The organism is Amycolatopsis sp. DSM 110486 (assembly GCF_019468465.1).
Taxonomy (GTDB): Bacteria; Actinomycetota; Actinomycetes; order Mycobacteriales; family Pseudonocardiaceae; genus Amycolatopsis.
Window position 1 is genome coordinate 7752740 of sequence record NZ_CP080519.1, and the last position, 20877, is coordinate 7773616.

The 20877-nt window shown below is 71.0% G+C and carries 22 protein-coding genes; 17 read left to right on the forward strand and 5 right to left on the reverse strand.

The features are described 5' to 3' along the window. Positions 1 to 3: 3 nt before the first annotated feature. Positions 4 to 1890 carry a right-handed parallel beta-helix repeat-containing protein gene (locus K1T34_RS37600; RefSeq protein WP_220239479.1) on the forward strand — a complete coding sequence of 629 codons (1887 nt, stop codon included), beginning with the start codon at positions 4 to 6 and terminating at the stop codon, positions 1888 to 1890. A 38-nt stretch (positions 1891 to 1928) separates the two neighbouring features. Here K1T34_RS37600 and K1T34_RS37605 read toward each other — a convergent pair whose 3' ends face one another. Beyond that, positions 1929 to 2810: a fumarylacetoacetate hydrolase family protein gene (locus K1T34_RS37605; protein WP_220239480.1), complete on the reverse strand. Its 882-nt coding sequence runs from the start codon at positions 2808 to 2810 to the stop codon at positions 1929 to 1931. A gap of 94 nt (positions 2811 to 2904) precedes the next feature. Between K1T34_RS37605 and K1T34_RS37610 the strand changes: the two genes are divergently transcribed. Genes K1T34_RS37610 through K1T34_RS37640 form a run of 7 tightly spaced genes read left to right on the forward strand, consistent with a single transcriptional unit; the run spans position 2905 to position 9252 of the window. Further along, positions 2905 to 3663, forward strand: coding sequence for an enoyl-CoA hydratase/isomerase family protein (locus K1T34_RS37610; protein WP_220239481.1), 759 nt, complete (start codon positions 2905 to 2907; stop codon positions 3661 to 3663). Positions 3664 to 3665: 2 nt separating this feature from the next. Continuing rightward, positions 3666 to 4853, forward strand: coding sequence for a CaiB/BaiF CoA-transferase family protein (locus tag K1T34_RS37615; RefSeq protein ID WP_220239482.1), 1188 nt, complete (start codon positions 3666 to 3668; stop codon positions 4851 to 4853). Next, complete coding sequence (locus K1T34_RS37620) at positions 4850 to 5860, forward strand: hypothetical protein (protein ID WP_220239483.1); 1011 nt, start codon at positions 4850 to 4852, stop codon at positions 5858 to 5860. The genes K1T34_RS37615 and K1T34_RS37620 overlap by 4 nt, the downstream gene beginning before the upstream one ends. Further along, positions 5857 to 6585 (forward strand): SDR family NAD(P)-dependent oxidoreductase, encoded by a 729-nt coding sequence (locus tag K1T34_RS37625; protein WP_220239484.1) that lies wholly within the window; start codon positions 5857 to 5859, stop codon positions 6583 to 6585. Before K1T34_RS37620 ends, K1T34_RS37625 begins: the two co-directional genes overlap by 4 nt. Further along, complete coding sequence (locus K1T34_RS37630) at positions 6582 to 7619, forward strand: aldose 1-epimerase family protein (RefSeq protein WP_220239485.1); 1038 nt, start codon at positions 6582 to 6584, stop codon at positions 7617 to 7619. The genes K1T34_RS37625 and K1T34_RS37630 overlap by 4 nt, the downstream gene beginning before the upstream one ends. After that, positions 7616 to 8458: an amidohydrolase gene (locus K1T34_RS37635; protein ID WP_220247601.1), complete on the forward strand. Its 843-nt coding sequence runs from the start codon at positions 7616 to 7618 to the stop codon at positions 8456 to 8458. The genes K1T34_RS37630 and K1T34_RS37635 overlap by 4 nt, the downstream gene beginning before the upstream one ends. Continuing rightward, positions 8455 to 9252 carry a methyltransferase domain-containing protein gene (locus K1T34_RS37640; protein WP_220239486.1) on the forward strand — a complete coding sequence of 266 codons (798 nt, stop codon included), beginning with the start codon at positions 8455 to 8457 and terminating at the stop codon, positions 9250 to 9252. Before K1T34_RS37635 ends, K1T34_RS37640 begins: the two co-directional genes overlap by 4 nt. Here the strand turns inward: K1T34_RS37640 and K1T34_RS37645 are convergent, their stop codons facing one another. The 4 genes from K1T34_RS37645 to K1T34_RS37660 all read right to left on the reverse strand — a co-directional run bounded on the left by K1T34_RS37645 (position 9253) and on the right by K1T34_RS37660 (position 11989). Then, positions 9253 to 9927 carry a hypothetical protein gene (locus K1T34_RS37645; RefSeq protein ID WP_255637835.1) on the reverse strand — a complete coding sequence of 225 codons (675 nt, stop codon included), beginning with the start codon at positions 9925 to 9927 and terminating at the stop codon, positions 9253 to 9255. It lies immediately after the preceding gene. A 135-nt stretch (positions 9928 to 10062) separates the two neighbouring features. Then, a complete protein-coding gene (locus tag K1T34_RS37650) occupies positions 10063 to 10551 on the reverse strand; it encodes a nuclear transport factor 2 family protein (protein WP_220239487.1) in 489 nt (162 codons plus the stop codon). Further along, the gene (locus K1T34_RS37655; RefSeq protein WP_220239488.1) at positions 10548 to 11195 is read right to left on the reverse strand and encodes an enoyl-CoA hydratase-related protein; all 648 of its coding nucleotides are present in this window, start codon (positions 11193 to 11195) and stop codon (positions 10548 to 10550) included. Before K1T34_RS37655 ends, K1T34_RS37650 begins: the two co-directional genes overlap by 4 nt. A gap of 14 nt (positions 11196 to 11209) precedes the next feature. Beyond that, on the reverse strand, positions 11210 to 11989 hold the full coding sequence (locus K1T34_RS37660) for an enoyl-CoA hydratase/isomerase family protein (RefSeq protein ID WP_220239489.1): 780 nt from the start codon (positions 11987 to 11989) through the stop codon (positions 11210 to 11212). 246 nt (positions 11990 to 12235) lie between these two features. On the opposite strand from K1T34_RS37660, the gene K1T34_RS37665 reads away from it, so the two are divergent. The 9 genes from K1T34_RS37665 to K1T34_RS37705 are packed head-to-tail and all read left to right on the forward strand — an operon-like array spanning position 12236 to position 20848. Then, positions 12236 to 13438: an ABC transporter substrate-binding protein gene (locus K1T34_RS37665; RefSeq protein WP_220239490.1), complete on the forward strand. Its 1203-nt coding sequence runs from the start codon at positions 12236 to 12238 to the stop codon at positions 13436 to 13438. 5 nt (positions 13439 to 13443) lie between these two features. After that, positions 13444 to 14226, forward strand: coding sequence for an ABC transporter ATP-binding protein (locus K1T34_RS37670; protein ID WP_220247603.1), 783 nt, complete (start codon positions 13444 to 13446; stop codon positions 14224 to 14226). Continuing rightward, entirely contained in the window at positions 14223 to 14954 is a 732-nt protein-coding gene (locus K1T34_RS37675; protein WP_220239491.1) for an ABC transporter ATP-binding protein, read from the forward strand. Before K1T34_RS37670 ends, K1T34_RS37675 begins: the two co-directional genes overlap by 4 nt. Beyond that, positions 14951 to 15802, forward strand: a complete 852-nt coding sequence (locus K1T34_RS37680) for a branched-chain amino acid ABC transporter permease (protein ID WP_220239492.1) — start codon at positions 14951 to 14953, stop codon at positions 15800 to 15802. Before K1T34_RS37675 ends, K1T34_RS37680 begins: the two co-directional genes overlap by 4 nt. Further along, complete coding sequence (locus tag K1T34_RS37685; protein ID WP_220239493.1) at positions 15799 to 16872, forward strand: branched-chain amino acid ABC transporter permease; 1074 nt, start codon at positions 15799 to 15801, stop codon at positions 16870 to 16872. Before K1T34_RS37680 ends, K1T34_RS37685 begins: the two co-directional genes overlap by 4 nt. Before the next feature lie 13 nt (positions 16873 to 16885). Further along, entirely contained in the window at positions 16886 to 18064 is a 1179-nt protein-coding gene (locus K1T34_RS37690; RefSeq protein WP_220239494.1) for an acyl-CoA dehydrogenase family protein, read from the forward strand. Beyond that, complete coding sequence (locus K1T34_RS37695; protein WP_220239495.1) at positions 18061 to 18882, forward strand: cyclase family protein; 822 nt, start codon at positions 18061 to 18063, stop codon at positions 18880 to 18882. The genes K1T34_RS37690 and K1T34_RS37695 overlap by 4 nt, the downstream gene beginning before the upstream one ends. Further along, positions 18879 to 19511, forward strand: coding sequence for a TetR/AcrR family transcriptional regulator (locus tag K1T34_RS37700; protein ID WP_220239496.1), 633 nt, complete (start codon positions 18879 to 18881; stop codon positions 19509 to 19511). Before K1T34_RS37695 ends, K1T34_RS37700 begins: the two co-directional genes overlap by 4 nt. Beyond that, positions 19508 to 20848, forward strand: coding sequence for a phenylacetate--CoA ligase family protein (locus K1T34_RS37705; RefSeq protein WP_220239497.1), 1341 nt, complete (start codon positions 19508 to 19510; stop codon positions 20846 to 20848). The genes K1T34_RS37700 and K1T34_RS37705 overlap by 4 nt, the downstream gene beginning before the upstream one ends. Positions 20849 to 20877 lie beyond the last annotated feature (29 nt).

Sequence of the window (20877 nt, forward strand, 5' to 3'; positions counted from 1 at the left end):
CGCATGTTCGGTGGAACGCGCAAGAAACTGATGAGAGTCTCGGTGGGGGTGGTGTTGCTGGCGGCGTTCGTCTCCGTCCAGTCCGCCTCCGCCGACGTCCAGGGACACGGTCCGTGCACGCCGAAGGAGCTCTACGTCTCGACGCAGGGCAACGACAAGGCGGACGGCTCGGCCAAGCACCCGTGGAAGACCGTGCAGCACGCGCGTGACGAGATCAGCGGCCACGGCTGGAACTCGGACAAGCAGATGCGCTGCGACATCCACGTCAACCTGGCCGCCGGCGACTATCCGGTGACGCAGACGATTTCGTTCGACGAAGGCGATTCCGGCACAGGAGGCCACCAGGTCGTGTACCGCAGCGCCGACGGCCCGGGCAAGGCGCGCCTGCTGGGCGGCGCGCCGATCACGGGCTGGCAGCCCTACCAGGGCAACGTCTACAAGGCCGCCTTCGACAAGACGAAGCCGTTCTACACGATGTTCGAGAACGGCGAGCGCGCCACCGTGGCCCGCTACCCGAACCGGGCGACGCCGGACACGTGGGCGCCGTACCTCACTTCGGCGCTGCCGGACATCTCCAAGGAGGCCGTGCACAACTGGCTCTGGTCCAACCCCGGCGACTGGGACCCGAGCTGGGACCTCTCGCAGGCCTCGCTGACGATCTGGTCGGGCGGCAGCTGGAGCTGGTTCACCGACACCGTGCCGATCCTCGACGTCAACTTCACCAAGAACCAGCTGACGATGAAGTACAACACGCGCTACGCCCTGCACAACAGCGGCGGCGGGTCGCGGTACTTCCTGCAGAACTCGCTCGACTTCCTCGACCAGCCCGGCGAGTTCTACGTGGACTACAAGAACGGCGAGGTCTACTACTGGCCGAAGAACGGCGAGAAGCCCACCGACAGCTCGGTGATCCGCCCGACCGTGCAGACCGTGGTGAACGTGGCCGGCAGCTCACCCGAGCACCGCGCGCACGACCTCACCTTCGACGGGCTCGGCGTGCAGTACTCCGACTACGTCGACTGGTACCGCAACGGCTGGATCAACGACGGCGACTCGGGTGACATCCACCAGTACCCGCAGTACGACCGCCAGGTCGAGATGCCGCGCGATCGCTTCGGCGCGGTGCGGGTGACCAACACGTCGCACGTCACGCTGAAGAACGCGCACATCTCCGAGACCGGGTTCACGGCCGTCTACGCGCTCTTCGCCAACGACCACTTCTCGGTGACCGACAGCCTCATCGACCACATCGGCGCCGACGGGATCAAGGTGGAAGGCGGTTATCCCGGCGAAGGCGACATTTCCAACTACCACCTGTTCACCGACAACTACATCCACCACTTCGGCGAGCTGGTGCCCGGCGACGCGTCCGGCGTCGAGCTCATGGACACCGGCCACAACGAGGTCAGCTACAGCGTGATCGACCACAGCGCGCGGTACGCGGTGAGCCTCGAGGCGCGCCCGGAGGTGCAGGCGGCCGACGACTACGCGCAGAACAACACGTTCAAGTACCTCAACCTGCAGGAAGCCGGGCTCGACAGCGGCGACATGGGTGCGTTCTACACCTACGGCGTCGACAACTTCGAGCCGCACACGCTGGACAACTACGTATCCCAGGTGGTGATCGGCGACGTCCTCCCCGACGCGTCGATGCCGGACAGCGGCACCCGCGGCGTGCACATGGACGCGGGCGGCTGCGGGTTCTCGTTCACCGACATCGAGGTCGGCAAGGTCACCGACGACAAGTACCAGAGCTACCAGTGCAACACGGTGACCAACGCCAACTGGGCCGATGGGTTCGACGCCTCACGCATGCAGTACGACAAGATCGGCGTGACCGCGGCGTTCCCGTACCCGCGGCCGCCGGCCACGGTGTCGCCCACGAAGTGACCCCGCTGGGGGCCGGGCGATCCCGGCCCCCACTCCGCTCACCGGGCTTCGAGCAGCTTCGCCACTTCGTCCTTTCCGGACACCACGGTGCTCGTCAGGGTGCCGATCTCGCCGACGGTGATCGCGACCCGGTCGCCGGCGGCGAGGGTGAACGGCAGGTCCGGCACCAGCGCGGTGCCGGTGGCGAGCACCACGCCGTCGGGGAACACGTCGGCGCGGAAGAGGTACTCCACCAGCTCGTCGAACGTGCGGCGCAGCAACGAGGTGCTGGTGTCGCCGGACCACACGAGGGCGCCGGCGCGGTGGATCTCCAGCTCGATCGGGAGGTTCGTCGCGTCGGCCACCTCCCAGGCCGGCCGGATGCCGGGGCCGACGGCGCACCCGCCAAGGTAGATCTTGGCCTGGGGGAGGTAGAGCGGGTTGACTCCTTCGATGCTGCGCGAGCTCATGTCGTTGACGACCGTGTACCCGACGACCTCGGCGCGGGAGTTGACCACGAGCCCGAGCTCCGGCTCCGGCACGTCGATGCCGGAGTCCGTGCGGATGGCCACGGACTCGCCGTCGCCGGTCACGCGCCAGGCGGCGGACTTGAAGAACAGCTCGGGCCGCGGTGCCTCGTACACGAGGTCGTAGACGTCGGCGGCGCGCTCGCTTTCGGTGATCCGCGCCTCGCGTGAGCGCTGGTAGGTCACGCCCGCCGCCCAGACCTCGGTGCGCCGGTCGACGGGCGGCAGGAACCGGAGGTCGGCGGCGTCGTGCGCCGGGCCGTCCGCGCCGGCGCACAGGTCCTGCAGCTCGGGCAGCGGCACGCCGAGCAGCTCGCCGATGGACGTCACCGGCAGCTCGAGGACGGTGTCCGCGGTGCGGACGCCGACGGCCGGGTGGGTTCCGCCCGGGGAAAGGAAACGAACGATGAGCACGGCTGACCTCGATCCTCGTGGGGATTCTGCGGCCCGTTCCGGGGCCGAAGGCGAACCTAGACACGGCAGCGGGTCCGGCGCAAGTGTGTCCGAAGTGGACTGTGTGGTCACGGGCCGGGTCGCGGTGCTGACGCTGAACCGGCCGGCGAAGCGCAACGCGATCACGCCGGAGATGGCGGCAGCCCTGCGCACCCACGCCGCCGCGCTGGACGCGGACCCGGGCGTGCGGGCGATCGTGCTGACCGGCGCGGGCGACAAGGCGTTCTGCGCGGGCAGCGACGTCGGTGAGCTGGACCGCTACGCCACGCCGTGGGAGTTCCGCAACCGCGACGACTACGGCGACGCGATCCGCGCTTTGCGCACGCCGGTGATCGCGGCCGTCAACGGGTTCGCTTTCGGGGGTGGGCTGGAGCTGGCCTTGGCGTGTGACATCCGGCTCGCCGCCTCGACCGCGACCTTCGCCGCACCCGAGATCAAGCTCGGCTGGATCGGCGGGAGCGGTCAGTCGGCACTGCTCGCGCACAGCATCGGGCCGGGCAACGCGGCGACGATGCTGCTCACGGGTGACCCGATCTCCGCGGCGCAGGCGCTGGCGTGGGGCCTCGTCACCGAGGTGACCGAGCCCGCCGATCTGCCGGCGAAAGCGTTTGCGCTCGCCGAGCGGATCGCGGCCCGGGCCCCGATCGCCGCGCAGACGGCCAAGGCCAATCTGCGCGCGGCGTACTCGATGCCGTTGGAGCAGGCCATCCGCTACGAGCGGGACCTGCAGACGGTCTGTCTGTCCACAGCGGACGCCGCCGAGGGCCGGGCGGCCTTCGCGCAGCGCCGCGAACCGCGGTTCACAGGGGAGTGACGATGGGAGTGCTGGACGGTTACCGCGTGGTCGACGTGTCGATCGCGATGGCCGGGCCGCTGGCCGCGATGCGGCTGGGCGACCTCGGCGCGGACGTGGTGAAGGTCGAGCCGCCGGGCGGCGAGTGGCAGCGCCACGCCCCGGCGGGCGGGGCGACCGGGGCGGCGGTGAACCCGTCGTTCCTGTCGCTGAACCGCAACAAGCGCAGCCTCGCGGTGGACCTCAAGGCACCGGCCGGGCGCCGGGCCGCGCACGACCTGATCGCGACCGCGGACGTCGTGCTGCAGAACTACCGGCCGGGCGTGGCCCAGCGGCTCGGGCTGGACTACGAGACGGTGCGCGAGATCAACCCCGGTGTCGTGTACGTGTCGATCTCCGGCTACGGCGAGAGCGGGCCGTATGCGCGGCGGCCGGGGCAGGACCTGTTGCTGCAGGCCATGAGCGGCGCGATGTACAGCGTCGGACGCGCTGTCGATCCGCCGCTGCCGGCGGGTACGTACGCGATCGACGCGATCACGGCCTACAGCGCGTTCGAGGGCGCGCTGGCCGCGCTGCTGCACCGTGAGCGGACCGGTGAGGGCCAGCTGGTGACGGTGAACATGCTGGACGCGGCGATCGCGGTGCAGATGCAGGAGCTGTCGGTGTTCACCGTCGGCGGCGTGCCGCAGCGGCGGGGGAGCGAGGCGCACGGGCACACCTACATCAGGGCGCCGTACGGGGTTTTCGAGACGGCCGACGGGCACCTCGCGTTGGCGATGCCGCCGCTGCCCGCGCTGGCCGTCGCGCTGGACCTGCCAGAACTGTCCACGATGGACACCGAGGTGGACGGGCACGCGAAGCGCGACGAGATCACGGCGCTGGTGCGGGCGCGGCTGCCGCAGCGCTCGACCGACGACTGGCTCGCGCGGCTGCACGAGGCCGGGATCTGGGCCGGGCCGGTGTACTCCTACGCCGATCTGCTCGAAGATCCGCAGGTCGTCCACAACGGCTCGTTCGTGCGCTACGAGCACGCCACCGAGGGGCCGGTGACCACGCCGGGCTTTCCGTACGGGTTCAGCGCGACGCCGCCGTCGGTGCGCCGGGGCGCGCCGGTGACGGGCGAGCACAGCGGCGAGATCCTGCGCGAACTGGGGTACGCGCCGGAGCGGATCGCCGGGCTGGTGGACGACAAGGTGGTGCTCGCGCCGTGAAGGGGCTGACGTGGGACCACCCCCGCGGGTACGGCCCGCTGGACGAGCTGGCCCGTCGAGAGGGCGGTGTCGAGTGGGATCGCCAGCCGTTGGAGGGGTTCGAGTCCACGCCGATCGCGGCGCTGGCGGCGAAGTACGACCTGCTCGTGGTCGACCACCCGGGGCTCGGCGCGGCGGCCGGCCACCTCGTGCCGATGGAGGAGCTGCTGGACGCGGCCGAGCTGGCCGCGTGGCGGGCGGGGACGATCGGGGCGAGCTACGACTCCTACGTGCTCGACGGGCGGACGTGGGCGTTGCCGATCGACGCCGCCGCGCAGGTGTCGGTGGCGACGTTCGCCGACCAGCCGAAGACCTGGGACGACGTGCTTTCGCTGGCGCGCGAAGGCGGGGTCACGCCGTGCCTCGGCGGGCCGCACGCGTTGCTGATGTTCTTCGCGCTGTGTGTGGCCTACGGTGCGGAGCCGTTCACTGACGCGTCGGTGGGGGAGCGGGCCGTCGAGGTGATGGCCGAGCTGGTGGCGTCGGCGGATTCTTCATTGTGGGGGCGGAACCCGATCGGAGTGCTCGCGGCGATGACCGACGGCCCTGTCCGGTACTGCCCTCTGGTGTACGGCTACACCGGCTATCCGCTGTTGTCCTTTCACGACGCCCCGGCCGGTCCGGCGGGGATCGGCAGCGTGCTCGGTGGCACCGGGATCGCCGTGTCCCGTCAGGCGCCTCCGGATGAGGCACGGGCGGTGGTGCGGCGGCTCATCGCGCCGGACGTGCAGACCGAAGTGTTTCCCGCACAGGGTGGTCAGCCGGCCGACCGTCGCGTGTGGACTCGTCCCGGGTTCCACCACGACACGGCCGAGACTGTGGCGCGGGCGTGGGTGCGGCCCCGGGAACCGGGCTACGTCCGGTTCCAGACCGAGGCATCACGGATTCTGCGCGACGGAATCGCCGCGCGTGAAGCACGGGTCCACGACCGCCTCGTAGCCCGTTACCAGGAATGGAGGGACGCATGACCACCGCAGTCGTCACCGGCGCCGGCGGTGCGCTCGGCCGCGCCACCGTGCTGCGGCTGGCTTCCCGGGGCGAGTCCGTCGCCGCGCTCGACCGGGACGCCGGCGCGCTGGCCGAGACGGCGCGCCTGGCCGGGTCGAAGGTGCTGCCGCTCGTCGTGGACTTGCGCGACGCCGACGCGCTGCGGGCCGCCGTCGAGCGGACGGCGGTCGAGCTCGGACCCGTGGGGGTGCTGGTCAACAACGCGGCCGTGTACCCGAGCCGGCCGTTCGTCGAGGTGGAGCTCGCCGAGTACGACGAGGTCCACGCCGTGAACCAGCGGGCGTACTGGGTCGCCGCGCAGGCCGTGGTGCCCGCAATGGTGGCCGCGGGTGGCGGCGCGATCGTGAACATCGCGTCGATCACGATGCACGGCGGCTGGCCCGACCTCGCCGCGTACGTGGCGACGAAGGGCGCCGCGGCCGCGTTGACGAAGGCGCTCGCGCGGGAGCTGGGGCCGCACGAGATCCGCGTGAACTGCGTGTCGCCAGGCGCGTTTCCCACTGCGGCGGAGGAGATCCACGAAAACCCGGAGGCGTACCGGGCGTTCGTGCTGGAGCGGCAAGCGCTCAAACGGCGGGGCCGGCCCGAGGAGCTGGCCGCGGTGGTGGCGTTCCTGACGGGCCCGGACGCGTCGTTCGTGACCGGGCAGACGATCGAGGTCAACGGTGGCTGGGTGATGACATGACCGACCTTTACGGACAAATGCACGACCGGCGCGAGCTGGCGGCTCGCGGTGGTGCGGGCGGAGTGCGGCTGGTGACGCTCGCGGACGGCGCCGAGCGCGACGTGCGGGCGCTGGAGTTCCGCACGGGCAGCGGGCTGGCGTTCGAGGTGCTCGTCGACCGGGCGATGGACCTCGGTGCGGCCGAGCACGCGGGGCGCGCGTTCGGCTGGAACTCGCCCACCGGCGTGCGCCACCCCGGCCTGCACGAGCACGCCGACGAGGACGGCTTGTCGTGGCTGCGGTCGTTCACCGGATTGCTGGTCACGGGCGGCCTCGACCACACGCTGTTCGGCGGCTCGGTCGATTCGGCGGGCTACCGCTACCCGCCGCGCGAGACCGTGCGGCACGGGTTGCACGGCCGCGTCGCCAACATTCCAGCCCGCCTGCACGGCTACGGCTCGACGTGGGAGGGCGACCGCTGCGTGCTGTGGGCCGAGGGGGAGGTGCGGCAGGCGGCGGTGTTCGGCGAGAACCTCACGCTGACGCGGCGGATCGAGGCCGACCTGGGCGGCAACGAGATCCGGCTGGTCGACACGGTGCACAACCCGGCGTTCGAGCCGATGCCGCACATGTTCCTCTACCACATCAACCTCGGCTGGCCGCTGCTCGACGAGGGCGCGCGGTTCGTCGCGCCGGTCGAGCGCACGGTGTGGCAGTCGGACACCGCGGCTTCGCAGGGGGTCGACCACCTGGTGTTCCCCGCGCCGATCCCGCGGTTCGTGGAGCAGGTGTACGAACACGAGCTGACGAGCGGCACCGCGGCGATCGTCAACGAGCGGCTGGGTCTCGCCGTGAGCGTGCACTGGTCTCAAGACGAATTCCCGTGCTTCTTCGAGTGGCTCAACCTGCGGGCCGGCAACTACGCGGTGGGGCTGGAACCGTCGACGCACCACGTGGGCGGCGACGCGGCCGCGCGGGCAGACGGCAGCATGACGTGGCTGCAGCCGGGGGAGTCGCGCACCTACCGCACGGCGTTCCGCGTGGAGGAGCTCTGAACCACGTCGACGCCCACCACCACCTGTGGCACCCGGCGGCGCACCCGCAGCCGTGGCTCGACCAGCCCGCGCTCGCGCCGATCCGCCGCCCGTTCACCGTGCGCGACCTGCGCCTGGCGACGCTCGGCACCCGGGTCACGCGCACGGTGCTCGTGCAGGCCCTCGGCTCGGCGATGGAGACGGAGCAGCTGCTGGCGCTGTCGGATCCGCTGGTGGCCGGCGTCGTCGGGTGGGCCGACCTGACGACGCCGGAGCTCGACCTGACCCGCTTCCGCGGCACGCGGCTGGTCGGCTTCCGCCACGGCGTGCAGTCCGAACCGGACCCGCGGTGGCTGTGCCGGCCGGACGTCCGCGCCGGCCTGCGCGCCGTCGCCGCCGCGGGCCTGACGTTCGACCTGCTGATCCGTCCGGTCCAGTTCACCGCGGCGCTCGAAACCGTGCGGGCCGTGCCGGAGCTGACCTTCGTGCTCGACCACCTGGGCAAGCCGCCGATCGCGTCGGGGGAGGTGGAGCCGTGGGCTTCCCGCTTGCGTTTGCTGGCGCGTGAGCCGAACGTCGTGGCCAAACTCTCAGGCCTGGTCACGGAAGGCTCGTGGCCACAGTGGACAGTCGCGGACCTGCGCCCGTACGCCGACGTCGCACTGGCCTCGTTCGGCCCGTCGCGGCTGATGTACGGCTCGGACTGGCCGGTGTGCCTGCTCGCGGGCACCTACGGCCAGGTCCACTCCGCCGCCGACGCCCTCACCGCGCACCTGACGGCGGCCGAACGCTCTTGGGTGTTCGGTGGCACGGCGGAACGGGTCTACGGCCTGTCGCGTGTTGCAGAATCACCGCCATGACCTCCCCGGACGAGGGCTACCTCCTCGACAACGCCCAACCGGAAGCGGGCTCGCGCTTCGACGCGCTCAGCTCGCTCTTCGACGCGTCGACGTTCCGGCACTTCGACGATCTCGGCGTCGCCCCGGGCTGGCGGTGCTGGGAAGTCGGTGCCGGTGGCCCCTCGGTGGTGACCTGGCTCGCCGACCGCGTCGGCCCCGGCGGCCACGTGCTCGCCACCGACCTCGACACCTCCTGGGCCGCCACCACCGCGAGCGACGTCGTGGAGATCCGCCGCCACGACATCGGCCTCGACGCACCCCCGCCCGGCGGCTTCGACCTCGTCCACGCCCGCCTGGTCCTGGTCCACGTGCCCGACCGCGAACGCGCCCTGCGCACCATGGTCGACGCCCTGCGCCCCGGCGGCCGCCTGCTGCTCGAAGACGCCGACCCGACCCTGCAACCCCTGATCTGCCTCGACGAACACGGCCCGGACGAGGCGCTGGCCAACCGCCTCCGCCGGGCCTTCCGCGAGCTGCTCGCCTCGCGCGGCGCCGACCTCGCCTACGGCCGCACCCTCCCGCGCGTCCTGCGCGAAGCCGGCCTCGCCGACGTCACCGCCGACGCGTACTTCCCGATCACCTCCCCGGCCTGCACCGCCCTGGAAGCCGCGACGGTCCGCCAGATCCGTGCCAGCCTGCTCACCGCCGGCCTGGCCACGGCCGCCGACATCGACCGCCACCTCGCCAACGTCACCTCGGGGCGCCTCGACCTGGCGACTTCCCCGATGATCTCGGCGTGGGGCCGGCTTCCGTAGTCAGCCCACTTCGGAGCCGACTGCGGTGGTCAACGCGCGGAGGGCCGCGTCGTAGTCCTGGCGGGTGAAGGTGAACGGACCGAAGCCGGTGTAGTCGCGGGTGGTGCGGTGCGCCTGTTCGAAGTCGCGCCAAGTCACCAAGTCGTCGGTCACCGTGATGTCGGCCATGAGGGGCCAGCAGCCCCATTCGCCGCATTCGCAGCCGAGCACCGGCGTCTTCGGTCCCATCGCACGGGTGGACCGACCGTGGAAGTGCTCGTCCATCGGACCGAAGCGGAAGAACTCCGGGATCAGGCCTCCGTAGGCGTCGCCCGCCGGATGCATTCCGGCGCTGATCTCGAACGCGTCGATCAGCTCGGTGAGCAGCACGCCGTCGATGCGCGGAACTATCTCGACGACGTCCTCGCGGTTGTGGAGAAACCGGCGGGTGAACTCGATGTGCACCGGTCCATCCCAGCACACCTCAGCGCGGCGCGAGGCACGGTTTTTCGGATCGAACGGCCATCCCGACCGCAGGTACCGCATCGCCACCGCGTCGTCGCGCAGGCCGAGGCCGTGTTCCAGATACAGCTCGTGCGCGAGCTCCACCTGCGCCGGATCCGGCTCCACGCCCAAGCCCGGCCGCCGAGGCACGTCGATCGAGCCGCCTTCGATCTCGAACGGGGCGGTGGTCAAGCGCTGGCCGTCCTGCCAGGTCCAGTGAGTGTCGATGGCCGTGATGGCGACGGGAGCTGGGCAGGGCCGCAAGTGCGGTGACCGTCGTGGTTCCTTGATCGGTGTTTCCTTGTGCCGTGACGACTTTCCCGCTCGTCAGAAGGGTGCGTCGAACCCCGCCTCGAGGCGCGCGATGCGCCAGAGCCCGCGCTCGGTCCGGCGCATCGTGAAGCGGTACGGACCGGCGGAAACCGGGGTGGTCGTGCTGTCGTGGCTGCTCAGCAGAAGGAGGTACGCGTGCGCCACCACCTCGCCGCCGGTGGGTTCGCCGGACACGACGTTGGTGAAGAGGTGCCGGCGCTGGTCGGTCTGGGCGGGCCAGAAGCCGGCGAGCCAGGTGGCGATCGCGTCGGCGCCGTGGATCGGGTCGACGTGGTCGCGGCCCATGATCACGCCCTGCCACAAGCCGTCGGGGGTGAAGCAGGCCGCCAGGGCGGCGCGGTCGCGTTCGTCGTAGGCCCAGCCGTAGCGGGCGATCATCTCGCCGATCAGCAGGCGGTCGGCGATCGCGCCGGCGGCGGCTGCGGGCAGCGCGACCTGGCCCGCCGCGGTGGCCCAGGCCGGTTGCGGCAGCAGCTCGCTCATCCGGCGCCGCCCGCGGCGACCTCGGCCAGCCAGGCCTCGTAGTCCAGCACCGTTTCGAGCTCGCCGCGCTGGCGTGTGGTCAGCGCTCGTTTCAAGGCCGACGACCCCGCAGGGTCGGCCGCGAGCCGCTGCGCCAGCGCTCGCGCCGCCTCGGCGTCACCCGGGCTCACCAGGCCACGCCGGAAACCTTCTTCCGCCGACAGCGTCTCGCCGGTCCAAGCGAGCTGGGCGAACGTTCCCGTGCCCGACGCGCGGCCGAGCAGCCACCCCGTGCCCCCGAGCAGTGCGGCGGCGTTGAGGTCACCGACCGCCAGGGTCGTACGCCCGGTGGCGACGCGGACGTCGGCGGCGAGCGCGAGCGCCAGCCCGAACCCGCTCACCCGGCCGTCGAGCGCGACGACGACCGGGCACGCCAGGCCGAACAGATCCTTGACGAGCGACTGGTACCCGGCGTCGACCCGGTCGCGGTCGAGCCGGGCCGACGCCACCTCCGGGGCGTGGTGCCACGCGTCGGCGTGCACTCGCAGCAGGACCGCGCCGGGCGTCGCCCGGCGCCAGCCCCGGATCTCGTGGGCCAGCGCGGTGCGGACTTCGTCGCCCAGCCGTCCGCCCGTACCCGGGTCCTCGAACACGAACTCGCTCATCGGTGCCGGCCTCCTCATCGTCCGGTGAAGCGCGCCGAGCGCCTCTCCAGAAAGGCGTCGATTCCCTCGAAATGGTCCTCTGTGGACAGAAGGGTGCCGAGCAGCGCCCGTTCGTGGTCCAGTCCGCCGGCCAGCGGCAGCTCCTCCGACGCGCGCACGGCCGCCTTCGACAGGCGCGTGGCGATCGGGCCGAACGCCGCGACCTCGCCGGCCAGCGCGACACCGGCCGCGACGACCCGCTCCGCGGGCACGACCCGGGCCACCATCCCGTAGTCGCGAGCAGTCCAGGCATCGACCGTGCGCGCCGTGAGCACGAGCTCCGCCGCGCGGAAGCGGCCGGCCACGCGGGCCCACCGCTGGGTGCCGCCCGCGCCGGGCAGGATGCCGAGCCGGATCTCCGGCTGGCCGAACGTCGCCGAGTCGGCAGCGACGATGAAATCGCACGACATCGCCAGTTCGCAGCCGCCGCCGAGCGCGTACCCGGCGACGGCCGCGACCGAAGGCTTGGGGAAACGCCCGAACCGCGCCCACGCGGCGAGGCGTTGCGATTGCAGGTAGCCGGCGGGAGAGGTGGTGCGCAGCTCGCGGATGTCGGCGCCGGAGGCGAAGATCTTCTCTCCGCCGGTGAGCACGACGGCGCGGATCTCGTCGTCCGCTTCCGCGCGGTCGAGCCCGGCGCACAGCCCGAGCAGGACGTCGGTGCTCAGTGCGTTGCGCGCGGACGGACGGTCGATCGTGATCACCGCGACGTGGTCGCCCACGTCGTAGCGCACCGCCTGGTCGTCGTCGGCCACCTGGGGCTCCTCACTGGGGGAACGCAGTCGGGAACAGGGGTGCCGAGGGACCTACCCCGGCGTATGTCCGAGGCAAAACATACGCGAGCGTATGTCGCTCGGTCAACCGCCGAACATGATCACTTTTCCTTGTGTAGAGCCATAAACTCCGACTGGATGGCTCTTGACGTCAGATCATCCACCACATACCTTCTGCTCGACATACGCTGAAGTATGGCGACAACGAGGTCGAAGCTGGAGGCTGGCGTGAAACGGACAAGGTTGTTCCCCGTTCTGGGCCTGGCGGTCCTGCTGGCCGGCTGCGCGAACACGGGCGCGAGCTCGTCCTCACCCAGCGCGGGCGACAGCGGGTCCGGTCCGATCAAGATCGGCGTCATCGTGCCGCTGAGCGGCCCCGCCGGCCCCAACGGCAAGGACGTGCTCGACGCGATCACCACCAAGGCGGACCTGATCAACAAGGCCGGGGGCGTGAGCGGCAGGCAGCTGGAGATCGTTTCGAAGGACGACAAGAGCGACCCGGCCACAGGGGTCAGCGCCGCCACCTCGATGGTCAACGACGGGGCCGCGGTCGTCATGGGCGGCTGGAACAGCCCCGTCACGCTCGCCATCCAGCCGGTACTGGTGCGCGGCGGCGTCCTCAACATCACCTCGATCCCGCAGAACGCGTCGATCATCGGCCACGCGGATCCCGACGCGGTGCGGATGAACGCGGGCAACGCGGCCGGTGCCTACGCCGCGGCCCAGTACCTCGCGAAGGATCTCAAGGCCAAGCGCGTGGCGATGCTGCTGGAGAACGACGCCTACGGCAACGACGCCGGCTCGTTCCTCGGCAAGCAGCTGCAGGCCGAAGGTATCCAGGTGGTCAGCCAGCAGAAGTTCGACTACGCGGGAACCGATTTCCGCGTGCCGCTGTCCCAGCTGGCCGGCGCCGGCCCCGACGTGGTCTTCTCCGCCAACGCCGCCGAGTCCTCCGGCATGCCAGCGCTCGCGGACCAGTACGCGGAATCCGGCATGAAGGCACCCCATTTCGCCGCGCTGGGCACGGTGTCGCCGAAGGTCGTCGGCCTGGCCGGTGGCGCGAAGGTCGACGGGCTGCTGTCGGCGGACCTGTACTTCCCCGATGTGGCGCCCTTCAACGCCAACCAGGTCAACACCGAGTTCGTGAAGGCCTTCTCCGCGAAGACCGGGCAGCTGCCCGACAAATACGCCGCGCTCGGGGCCGAAAGCGTGGACGTGTGGGCGAAAGCGGTCGAGAAGGCCGGCGGCACCGACCGCGAAAAGGTCGCGGCCGCCATCCACGGCCAGAGCTTCACCGGGACCGTCCTCGGCGACGTCTCCTTCACCGCCAAGGGCCAGCTCAAGACGAAGGTGTACGCCTTCACCGTCAAGGGCGGCAAGGTGGCTGTGCTCGACGAGATCCCGATCCCCGACGCCATCTGGGAGCAGTGAGGCCGATGTCCTCACCGGACTCGGAAGTCCCCGCACTGCGGGTGGCGGACCTCTGCGTGCACTACGGCAGCCTGCGGGCGCTGAGCGACGTGTCCTGGACGGTGTCCGACGGCGAGATCCTCGGCATCATCGGGCCCAACGGCGCGGGCAAGAGCTCGAGCTTCGCGGCGGTGACCAACACCGTGCGCCGCACCGGCACCGTCGAGCTGTACGGCTCGAACGTCGATTCCGTGCCCACGCACCGGCTCTCGCGGCGCGGTCTGCGCCGCACTTTCCAGCAGAACTCCTTCTACAGTGGACTGTCCGTGCTGGACAACGCGGCCGCCACGTTCGCGGTGGAGAACGGGGTGCCGCTCGCCGGCAGCGTCTTCACGCCGTGGCGCGAGGCGAAGCAGCGGTCCCGCACCCGCAAGGCGGCCGCGGACCTGCTCACGGACTTCGGGATCCCGGCGCGCTACCACGGGATGTTCCCCGACAACATCCCGTACGGGCTGCAGCGGTGCCTGTCGATCGTGTTCGCCTACGGCGCGGGAGCCCGGGTGCTGCTCGTCGACGAACCGGCGGCCGGCGTCGGCGGCGAGGACATGCACAACCTCGCGGAACTGCTGCTGCAGCTGCGTGACCGCGGGCTCGCCGTGGTGCTCATCGAGCACCACATGGACCTGGTGATGGAGATCGTCGACCGGCTCCTGGTGATCGACCGCGGTGAGCCGATCGCCTACGGCGAGCCGGAAGCCGTGCAGCGCGACCCCGCTGTGCTCGAAGCGTACCTGGGCAGGCCGGCATGACGGCGCTGCTGGAAGTCGACGACCTGCGCGTGCGCTACGGGCGCAGCACCGCACTGGCCGGGGTGGACCTGACCGTCGCCGACGGGGAGCTCGTCGCCGTGGCCGGTGCCAACGGCGCGGGCAAGAGCACCCTGGTCAACGCCGTCGCCGGGTGGTCGCGGGGCAAGGCGAGCGCCACGGGCGCGATCCGCCTCGGCGGCCGCGACATCGCCACGCTGCCGGCGCACAAGCGCACCAAGCTCGGTGTGGTGCTCGTGCCCGAGGGCAAGAGCGTGTTCGAACGCATGACGGTGGAGGAGAACCTGCGGATGGTCCGGCCGCCGCGCGACGCTTCCGGCCGGCGATACGAGGTCTCGGACGTCTACGACGTGTTCCCGCAGCTGCCCGCCCGGGCGCACGCACGCTGTTCGACGTTGAGCGGCGGCGAGCGGCAGATGGTGGCCATCGGGCGGGCGCTGCGCGCGGCGCCGCGGCTGCTCATCCTCGACGAGCCGTCCGTCGGGCTCGCCCCGCGGCTCGTCGTCGAGGTGCTCGAACACATCCGGGAGCTCGTCACGAGCGGGTTGTCGGTGCTACTGGTCGAACAGAACGTGCGCGCGACGCTTGAGGTCGCGGACCGGTTGTACCTGCTGGAACAGGGGCAGGTCGTCGGCACGGGGCCGTGCACCGAGATGCGGGACGACGAGCGCATCGTCTCCGCCTACCTGGGAAGGCTGGGCCGGTCGTGATCCTCGCGCAACTCGTCAACGGCCTCGCCCTGGGCGCCGGCTACGCCCTGCTCGCGGTCGGCTGGACCGTGCTGCTCGGCGCCGCTCGCCTGGTGAACTTCGCCCACGGCCAGCTGTACATGATCGGCGCGTTCCTCACCTTCCTGGTGATCACGAAGGCCGGGCTGCCCTACCTGGCGGCGATCCCGGTCGCCGTGGTCGCGGTCGCGGTGCTCGGCGGGATCATGCAGCTGCTGATGCGGCGGCTCACGCTCGACCAGAACATCGTCAGCCTGATGCTGGTGACGCTCGCGTTCGGCTACCTGCTCGAAGGCGGCGGTTCGCTGCTGTTCGGCGGCAACCCGCAGGTCATCGACAGCCCGTTCCAGAACGCGGGGATGTCGATCGGCTCGGCGCGCTTCACCGGGCAGGACCTGCTGATCGTGATCCTGGCCTTCGCGCTCTACGGCGTCACGTGGTTCGTGCTCGGGCGCACCAACATCGGGCGCCTCGTGCGTGGTGTCGCGGAAGACCCGAAGCTGGCGCAGCTGTACGGCATCGACGCGGCCAAGGTGTACCTGGGTGTGTTCGTGTTCTCCGCCGCGTGCGCCGCGCTCGCCGGCGCGGTGGTGGCGCCGCGCAGCCCGATCCTCACCTCGATCGGCTTCGACCAACTGGTGATCACGTTCCTCGTGGTGGTGCTCGCCGGCATCGGCAACCTGACCGGCGGCCTGTTCGTGGGCTTGGGGCTCGGGGTGTTCACCGCGTTCTTCGGCGCCTACGTCTCGCCGGCCTTCTCCACGGCTGCGGCCTTCGCCGTGCTGCTCGTGGTCCTGATCGTCCGACCTCAGGGGTTGACCGCCCGATGACGAACACAGTGCACGCCGGGCGGGCCCCGGCGGGGACCACGAACCCCGGTGGTGCCGCGGGAAGTCCGCGGCGGCTGGGTCCGAGCGCCCGCGTCGCCGGCTGGCTGGTGCTGGCCGTGGCGGGGTTCCTGCTGCCCACCCTGCTCGGCGGCTCCACCCGCATCTACACGACGTGTGTGCTCGTGGCGATCTTCGCCATGATGTCCTACGGCGCCGACGTGGTGCTGTCCTACCTCGGCGAGGTGAGCCTCGGGCACACGCTCTTCTGGGCGGCAGGCGCCTACGCCACGGCGTACTTCACGGTGAAGTCCGGCTGGGGGCCGCTGCCGTCGCTGCTGGTGTCCCTGGCGATCGCGGCGCTGCTGGCCCTGCTCGTGGGCCTGGCGACGTTGCGCACGCGGGAGTTCGTGTTCTCGCTCGTGACGTACGCGACCGCGATCATCGGGCTCACCGTGGTGTCCAATGTGGGTGGTCTCGGCGGGTCCGACGGCATCGTCGGCGTCCCGTTGCTCACGCTGCCGGCGATCGGCGGCAGCTACGTCGCCCGGACCGACGTGGACATCTGGCCGATCGCCTACGTCCTGCTCGTGCTCGTGATCTTCTTCATCGCGCGGTTCCGCCGGTCCCGGCTCGGGGCCAACGCCCTCATGACCCAGATGAACCCGGGCCTGGCGACCACGATGGGTGTCGACGTGCGCCGCACGCGCGTGCTGGTGTTCGTCGTGTCGGCGCCGATCAGCGCGCTCGCCGGCTGGCTGTATGCGTTCCAGCGCAGCTACGTCAGCCCCGACCTGCTGTCGGCGTCGTTCCTGCTGTTCATGCTCACCGCCGTGATCCTGCCGGGCCGCCGTCAGCTGCTCGGCCCGCTCGTCGGGGCCGCGCTGATCACCGCGCAGCAGCAGCTCGCCTCGTTCGGCGGTGATGTCGACAAGATCGTCCTCGGCGGCGTCCTCGCTCTCGTGCTGTTGGTGTCGCCCAACGGTTTCGCGGGGCTGGGGCGCCTGCTGGTGCGCCGCCGCCACCCGGCGGCCGAAGCCTCTCCGGCAGCCACCGCTGCCGCCGACGAATGATGGGAGCCCGACCGTGTCCGTGATCTGGGAGCCGCCGCTGAGCCCGGAAGGTCAGCAGTGGCGGGAACTCGCCCGCAAGCTGTCCGCGGAGCACTTCGCGCCGCTGGCCGAGGAGCTCGACCGCGAGCAGCGCTACCCGTGGGAGAGCGTGCAGGTCCTCGTCGAGTCCGGCCTCGCCGGCCTCTTCATCGGCACCGAGTACGGCGGCCAGGGCGCGAGCTTCGACGTGGTCTGCGCCGTGATCGAAGAGGTGTCGCGGACCTGCGCGTCGACCGGCGCCATCCTCACCGCTTACGCGCTCGGCGGCACCCCGGTGGTGTTGGCCGGCACCGACGAGCAGCGCCGCCGCTACCTGGGTGGCCTCGCGAGCGGCCAGGCGGTCAGCTTCGCGCTCACCGAGGAGGGTGCGGGCAGCGACGCCGCGCGCATCAGGACGACAGCCGTCCGCGAGAGGGACGGCTGGCGGATCCGCGGCGAGAAGATCTTCATCGGCAACGGCGGCGCGTCGCAGCACTACGTCGTGTTCGCGCTGACCGACCCCGAAGCCGGAACCCGCGGCATGACGGCGTTCATGGTGGACAAGGACTCCGACGGAGTGGTCATCGACCACCTTGAAGACAAGATGGGCATCCGCGGCACGCAGACGAGCAACCTGAAGCTCGACACGGTCGTCGGCGACGACGCGATGCTCGGCGAGCTCAACAAGGGCATGAAGCTCGCGATGCTCACGCTCAACGCCGGCCGTATCACCGTGGCGGCGCAGTCGATCGGCGTCGGCCTCGCCGGCTACGACGTCGGGTCGCGCGAAGCGGCCCGGCGGCAGACATTCGGCACGCCGATCATCGACAACCAGGGCATCTCGTTCCCGCTCGCCGACGTCGCCACCCGCCTCACCGCGGCCCGGATGATCACCCATCGCGCCGCCTGCACCTACCAGGAAGGAGGCGACGTCTCGATCCTGGGCGCGATGGCCAAGCTCGATGCGAGCGAAGCCGCCCACCGCGCGGTCGACACCGCCGTGCAGGTCTTCGGCGGCGCCGGCTACTGCAAGCCTTGCCCGGCCGAGCGGCTCTACCGGGACCAGCGGATCCTCGAGATCTACGAGGGCACCTCGGAGATCCAGCGGCTGGTGCTCGGCCGTGCCATCAAGGCGGAGGCGCTCAAGGCCGGGGCACTCGGGGCCGCGAAGTGAGCGCTTCCTGGGAACAGCGGGTCGACTTCCCGCCGGCGGGCCGGTTCAAGGTCTACGACCTGGCGCAGCAGCTCTACACCGGGGTGCCGCACCACCCGAACCACCCGCCGTACAGCTTCTCGCTGACCAAGCGCCACGGCGAGGTGATGTACCCGGACGACGTCTCCGCGGCGGCCGAGATGATCACCACCGGTGGGCACGTCGGCACGCACGTCGACGGGCTGGCGCACGTCTCGAAGCTCGGCAAGGTCTACGGCGGCGTCGACATCGTCTCCAACCAGACCTACCCCGAGGGCATGCTCGAAGTCTCCGTGCACGAGCTCGCGCCGATGGCCGGCCGCGGTCACCTGGTCGACGCCACGCGTGCGCTCGGGCGGCCGCTCACGCCCGAGGACGGCGTGGACGCGGACCTGTTCGAGCGGTGGTTCGCCGACAAGCCGGTGCCACAGCCGGGTTCGGTCGTGCTCGTGCGCACCGGTTGGGACGGTCTGTGGGAGGACAACGCGGCCTTCCTCGGCACCAGCACCGGCGCTCCCGGCGTGGTGCTCTCGGGTGCGCAGTGGCTCACCGACCACGGCGTCGTGGCCAGTGGCTGCGACACCGTGGCCTACGAGCGGATGCCGAATCCGACGCTTCAGGTGCACTGCCATCTGCTCCTCGACCACGGGGTGCCGATCATGGAGGCCATGAACCTTTCGACAATCGCCGAAGACGAGGTCTGGGACTTCTTCTTCACCGCCTCGCCCTTGTCCATCCGCGGTGGCACCGGATCACCGATCCGCCCGCTGGCCTTCGTGCCCGCCGGGGCCGCCGCATGACCGGCAGGACGTCCCGATCCGGGACCGGGCCGGGGCCCCGGGAGATCCTCGAGGCCGCGGCGCTCGCCTTCACCCGGACCGGGTACGAGGCGACCACGATCGACGGCATCGCCGAGCTGCTCGGCGCGACCAAGGGCCGCGTCTACCACTACTACCGCACCAAAGCGGACATCTTCCTCGACGTGGTCCAGACCGGCATGGAGGAGATGATCGCCGGGGTGGCGCCCATCGCGGCGACCACGGACATCTCGAGCGCCGACCGGCTGTGGCGCATGGTGCACCACCACGCCGGGCTGATGATGACCCGCAACTCGTTCCAGCGGGTGGCCGTGCAGGCGGTGGAGATGCACCGCCTGCAGGAGAACCAGGCTCACCGCGAGGCGTACCAGAAGGTGATCGCCCTGCGGGACGAGTACGAGCAGATGTTCGCCGACGTGATCGACGAGGGCAAGCGCGAAGGCCTGTTCCGCGACGTCGATCCCCGGCTGGCCACGAAGCCGGCGCTGGGTGCCCTCAACTGGATCAGCCTCTGGTACGACCCCGAGCGCGGGGACTACGCATCCGTGCAGCGGGTGGCCAACGAGTACGCCGACTTCATCGTCAACGGCCTGCGCAGGAGCAGAACATGACTTCTCCGACCACCGTCCGCCCGTACTCCGACCGCTACTGGAGCGAGGTCGAGACCTGGCCCCTGGAGCAGCTCCGCGAACTGCAGCTGGCCGCGCTGCGCAAGCAGCTCGAGTACGTGGGGGCGCACAGCGACTTCTACCGCGCGAAGTGGCGCGAGCTCGGGTTCGAACCGGGCGACGTGCGCACGCTCGAGGACCTGCGGCGGTTGCCGGTGGTCACGAAGGCGGACTACGTCGCCGACCTCGACTCCGCGGCGCCGTGGGGCACCAACGTGACGGCCGATCCGCGCGACGTGCGCCGGGTGCACTTCTCCTCCGGCACCACCGGCAGGCCGACCCCGGTGTGCTGGTCGGCGGCGGACCTCACGAGGTGGGCCGACCTCTACGCGCGCACCGGGTACGCGCAGGGCGTGCGCGACCACGACGTGTACCAGTGCCTGTTCGGCTATGCGTGGTTCGTCGGCGGTCTGGGCGCGACGGCAGGCTACGAGCGGCTCGGGGCGACGGTGCTGCCTGGCGGGTCGAGCGAGACCGAGCGGCAGATCGAGACGATGTTTCGCTACGGCACCACGGCGATCAGCGGCACACCGTCGTTCATCCTGCACCTGGCGGAGGCCGCGGAGGCCAAGGGCACACCGCTGACGGGCTCGGCCGTGAGCCGCATCCAGGTCGGTGGCGAGCCCGGCGCCTGCGTGCCCGCGACCCGTGCGCACATCGAACGCAGGTGGGGCGCCAAGTGCTTCGACGGCTACGGCAGCCTCGAGTTCCAGCCGATCGCGTGGGAGTGCGAGGAACAGGCGGGCGGGCATCTCGTCGAGGACTTCGCGTACGCGGAGATCGTGGACCCCGAGACGCACGAGCCGGTGCCGGACGGCACGCCCGGCGCGCTCGTGCTCACGCACCTCGACAAGCAGGCCACGCCGCTGGTGCGGTGGTGGACGGGCGACATCGTGGTGCGCGACAACGCGCGCTGCGGCTGCGGGCGCACCCACGGGCGGCTGGCCGGCGGAGTGGTCGGCCGGGCCGACGACATGCTCGTGGTACGCGGCGTGAACCTCTTCCCGAGTGCCGTCGAGCAGGTGGTGCGGCGGACCGCGGGCACCACGGGGGAGTACCTGATCGTGCTCGACGAGGACGTCACCGACCCCGCCACCGGGTACCTGACCGGCATCAAGCTGCGGGTCGAGGTCGAGCAGGGCGTGCCCGAGGACTTCGGCTCCCGGCTCGCCGCGGCGGTGCGTGCGGAGCTGACCGTGCGCTGCGTCGCCGAGCCGGTGCCCGAAGGCACCTTGCCGCGCAGCACGCACAAGACCAAGCGGGTGGTGCGCGCCGGCTGACGAACCCGACTTTTCCGGACCCACGCGAC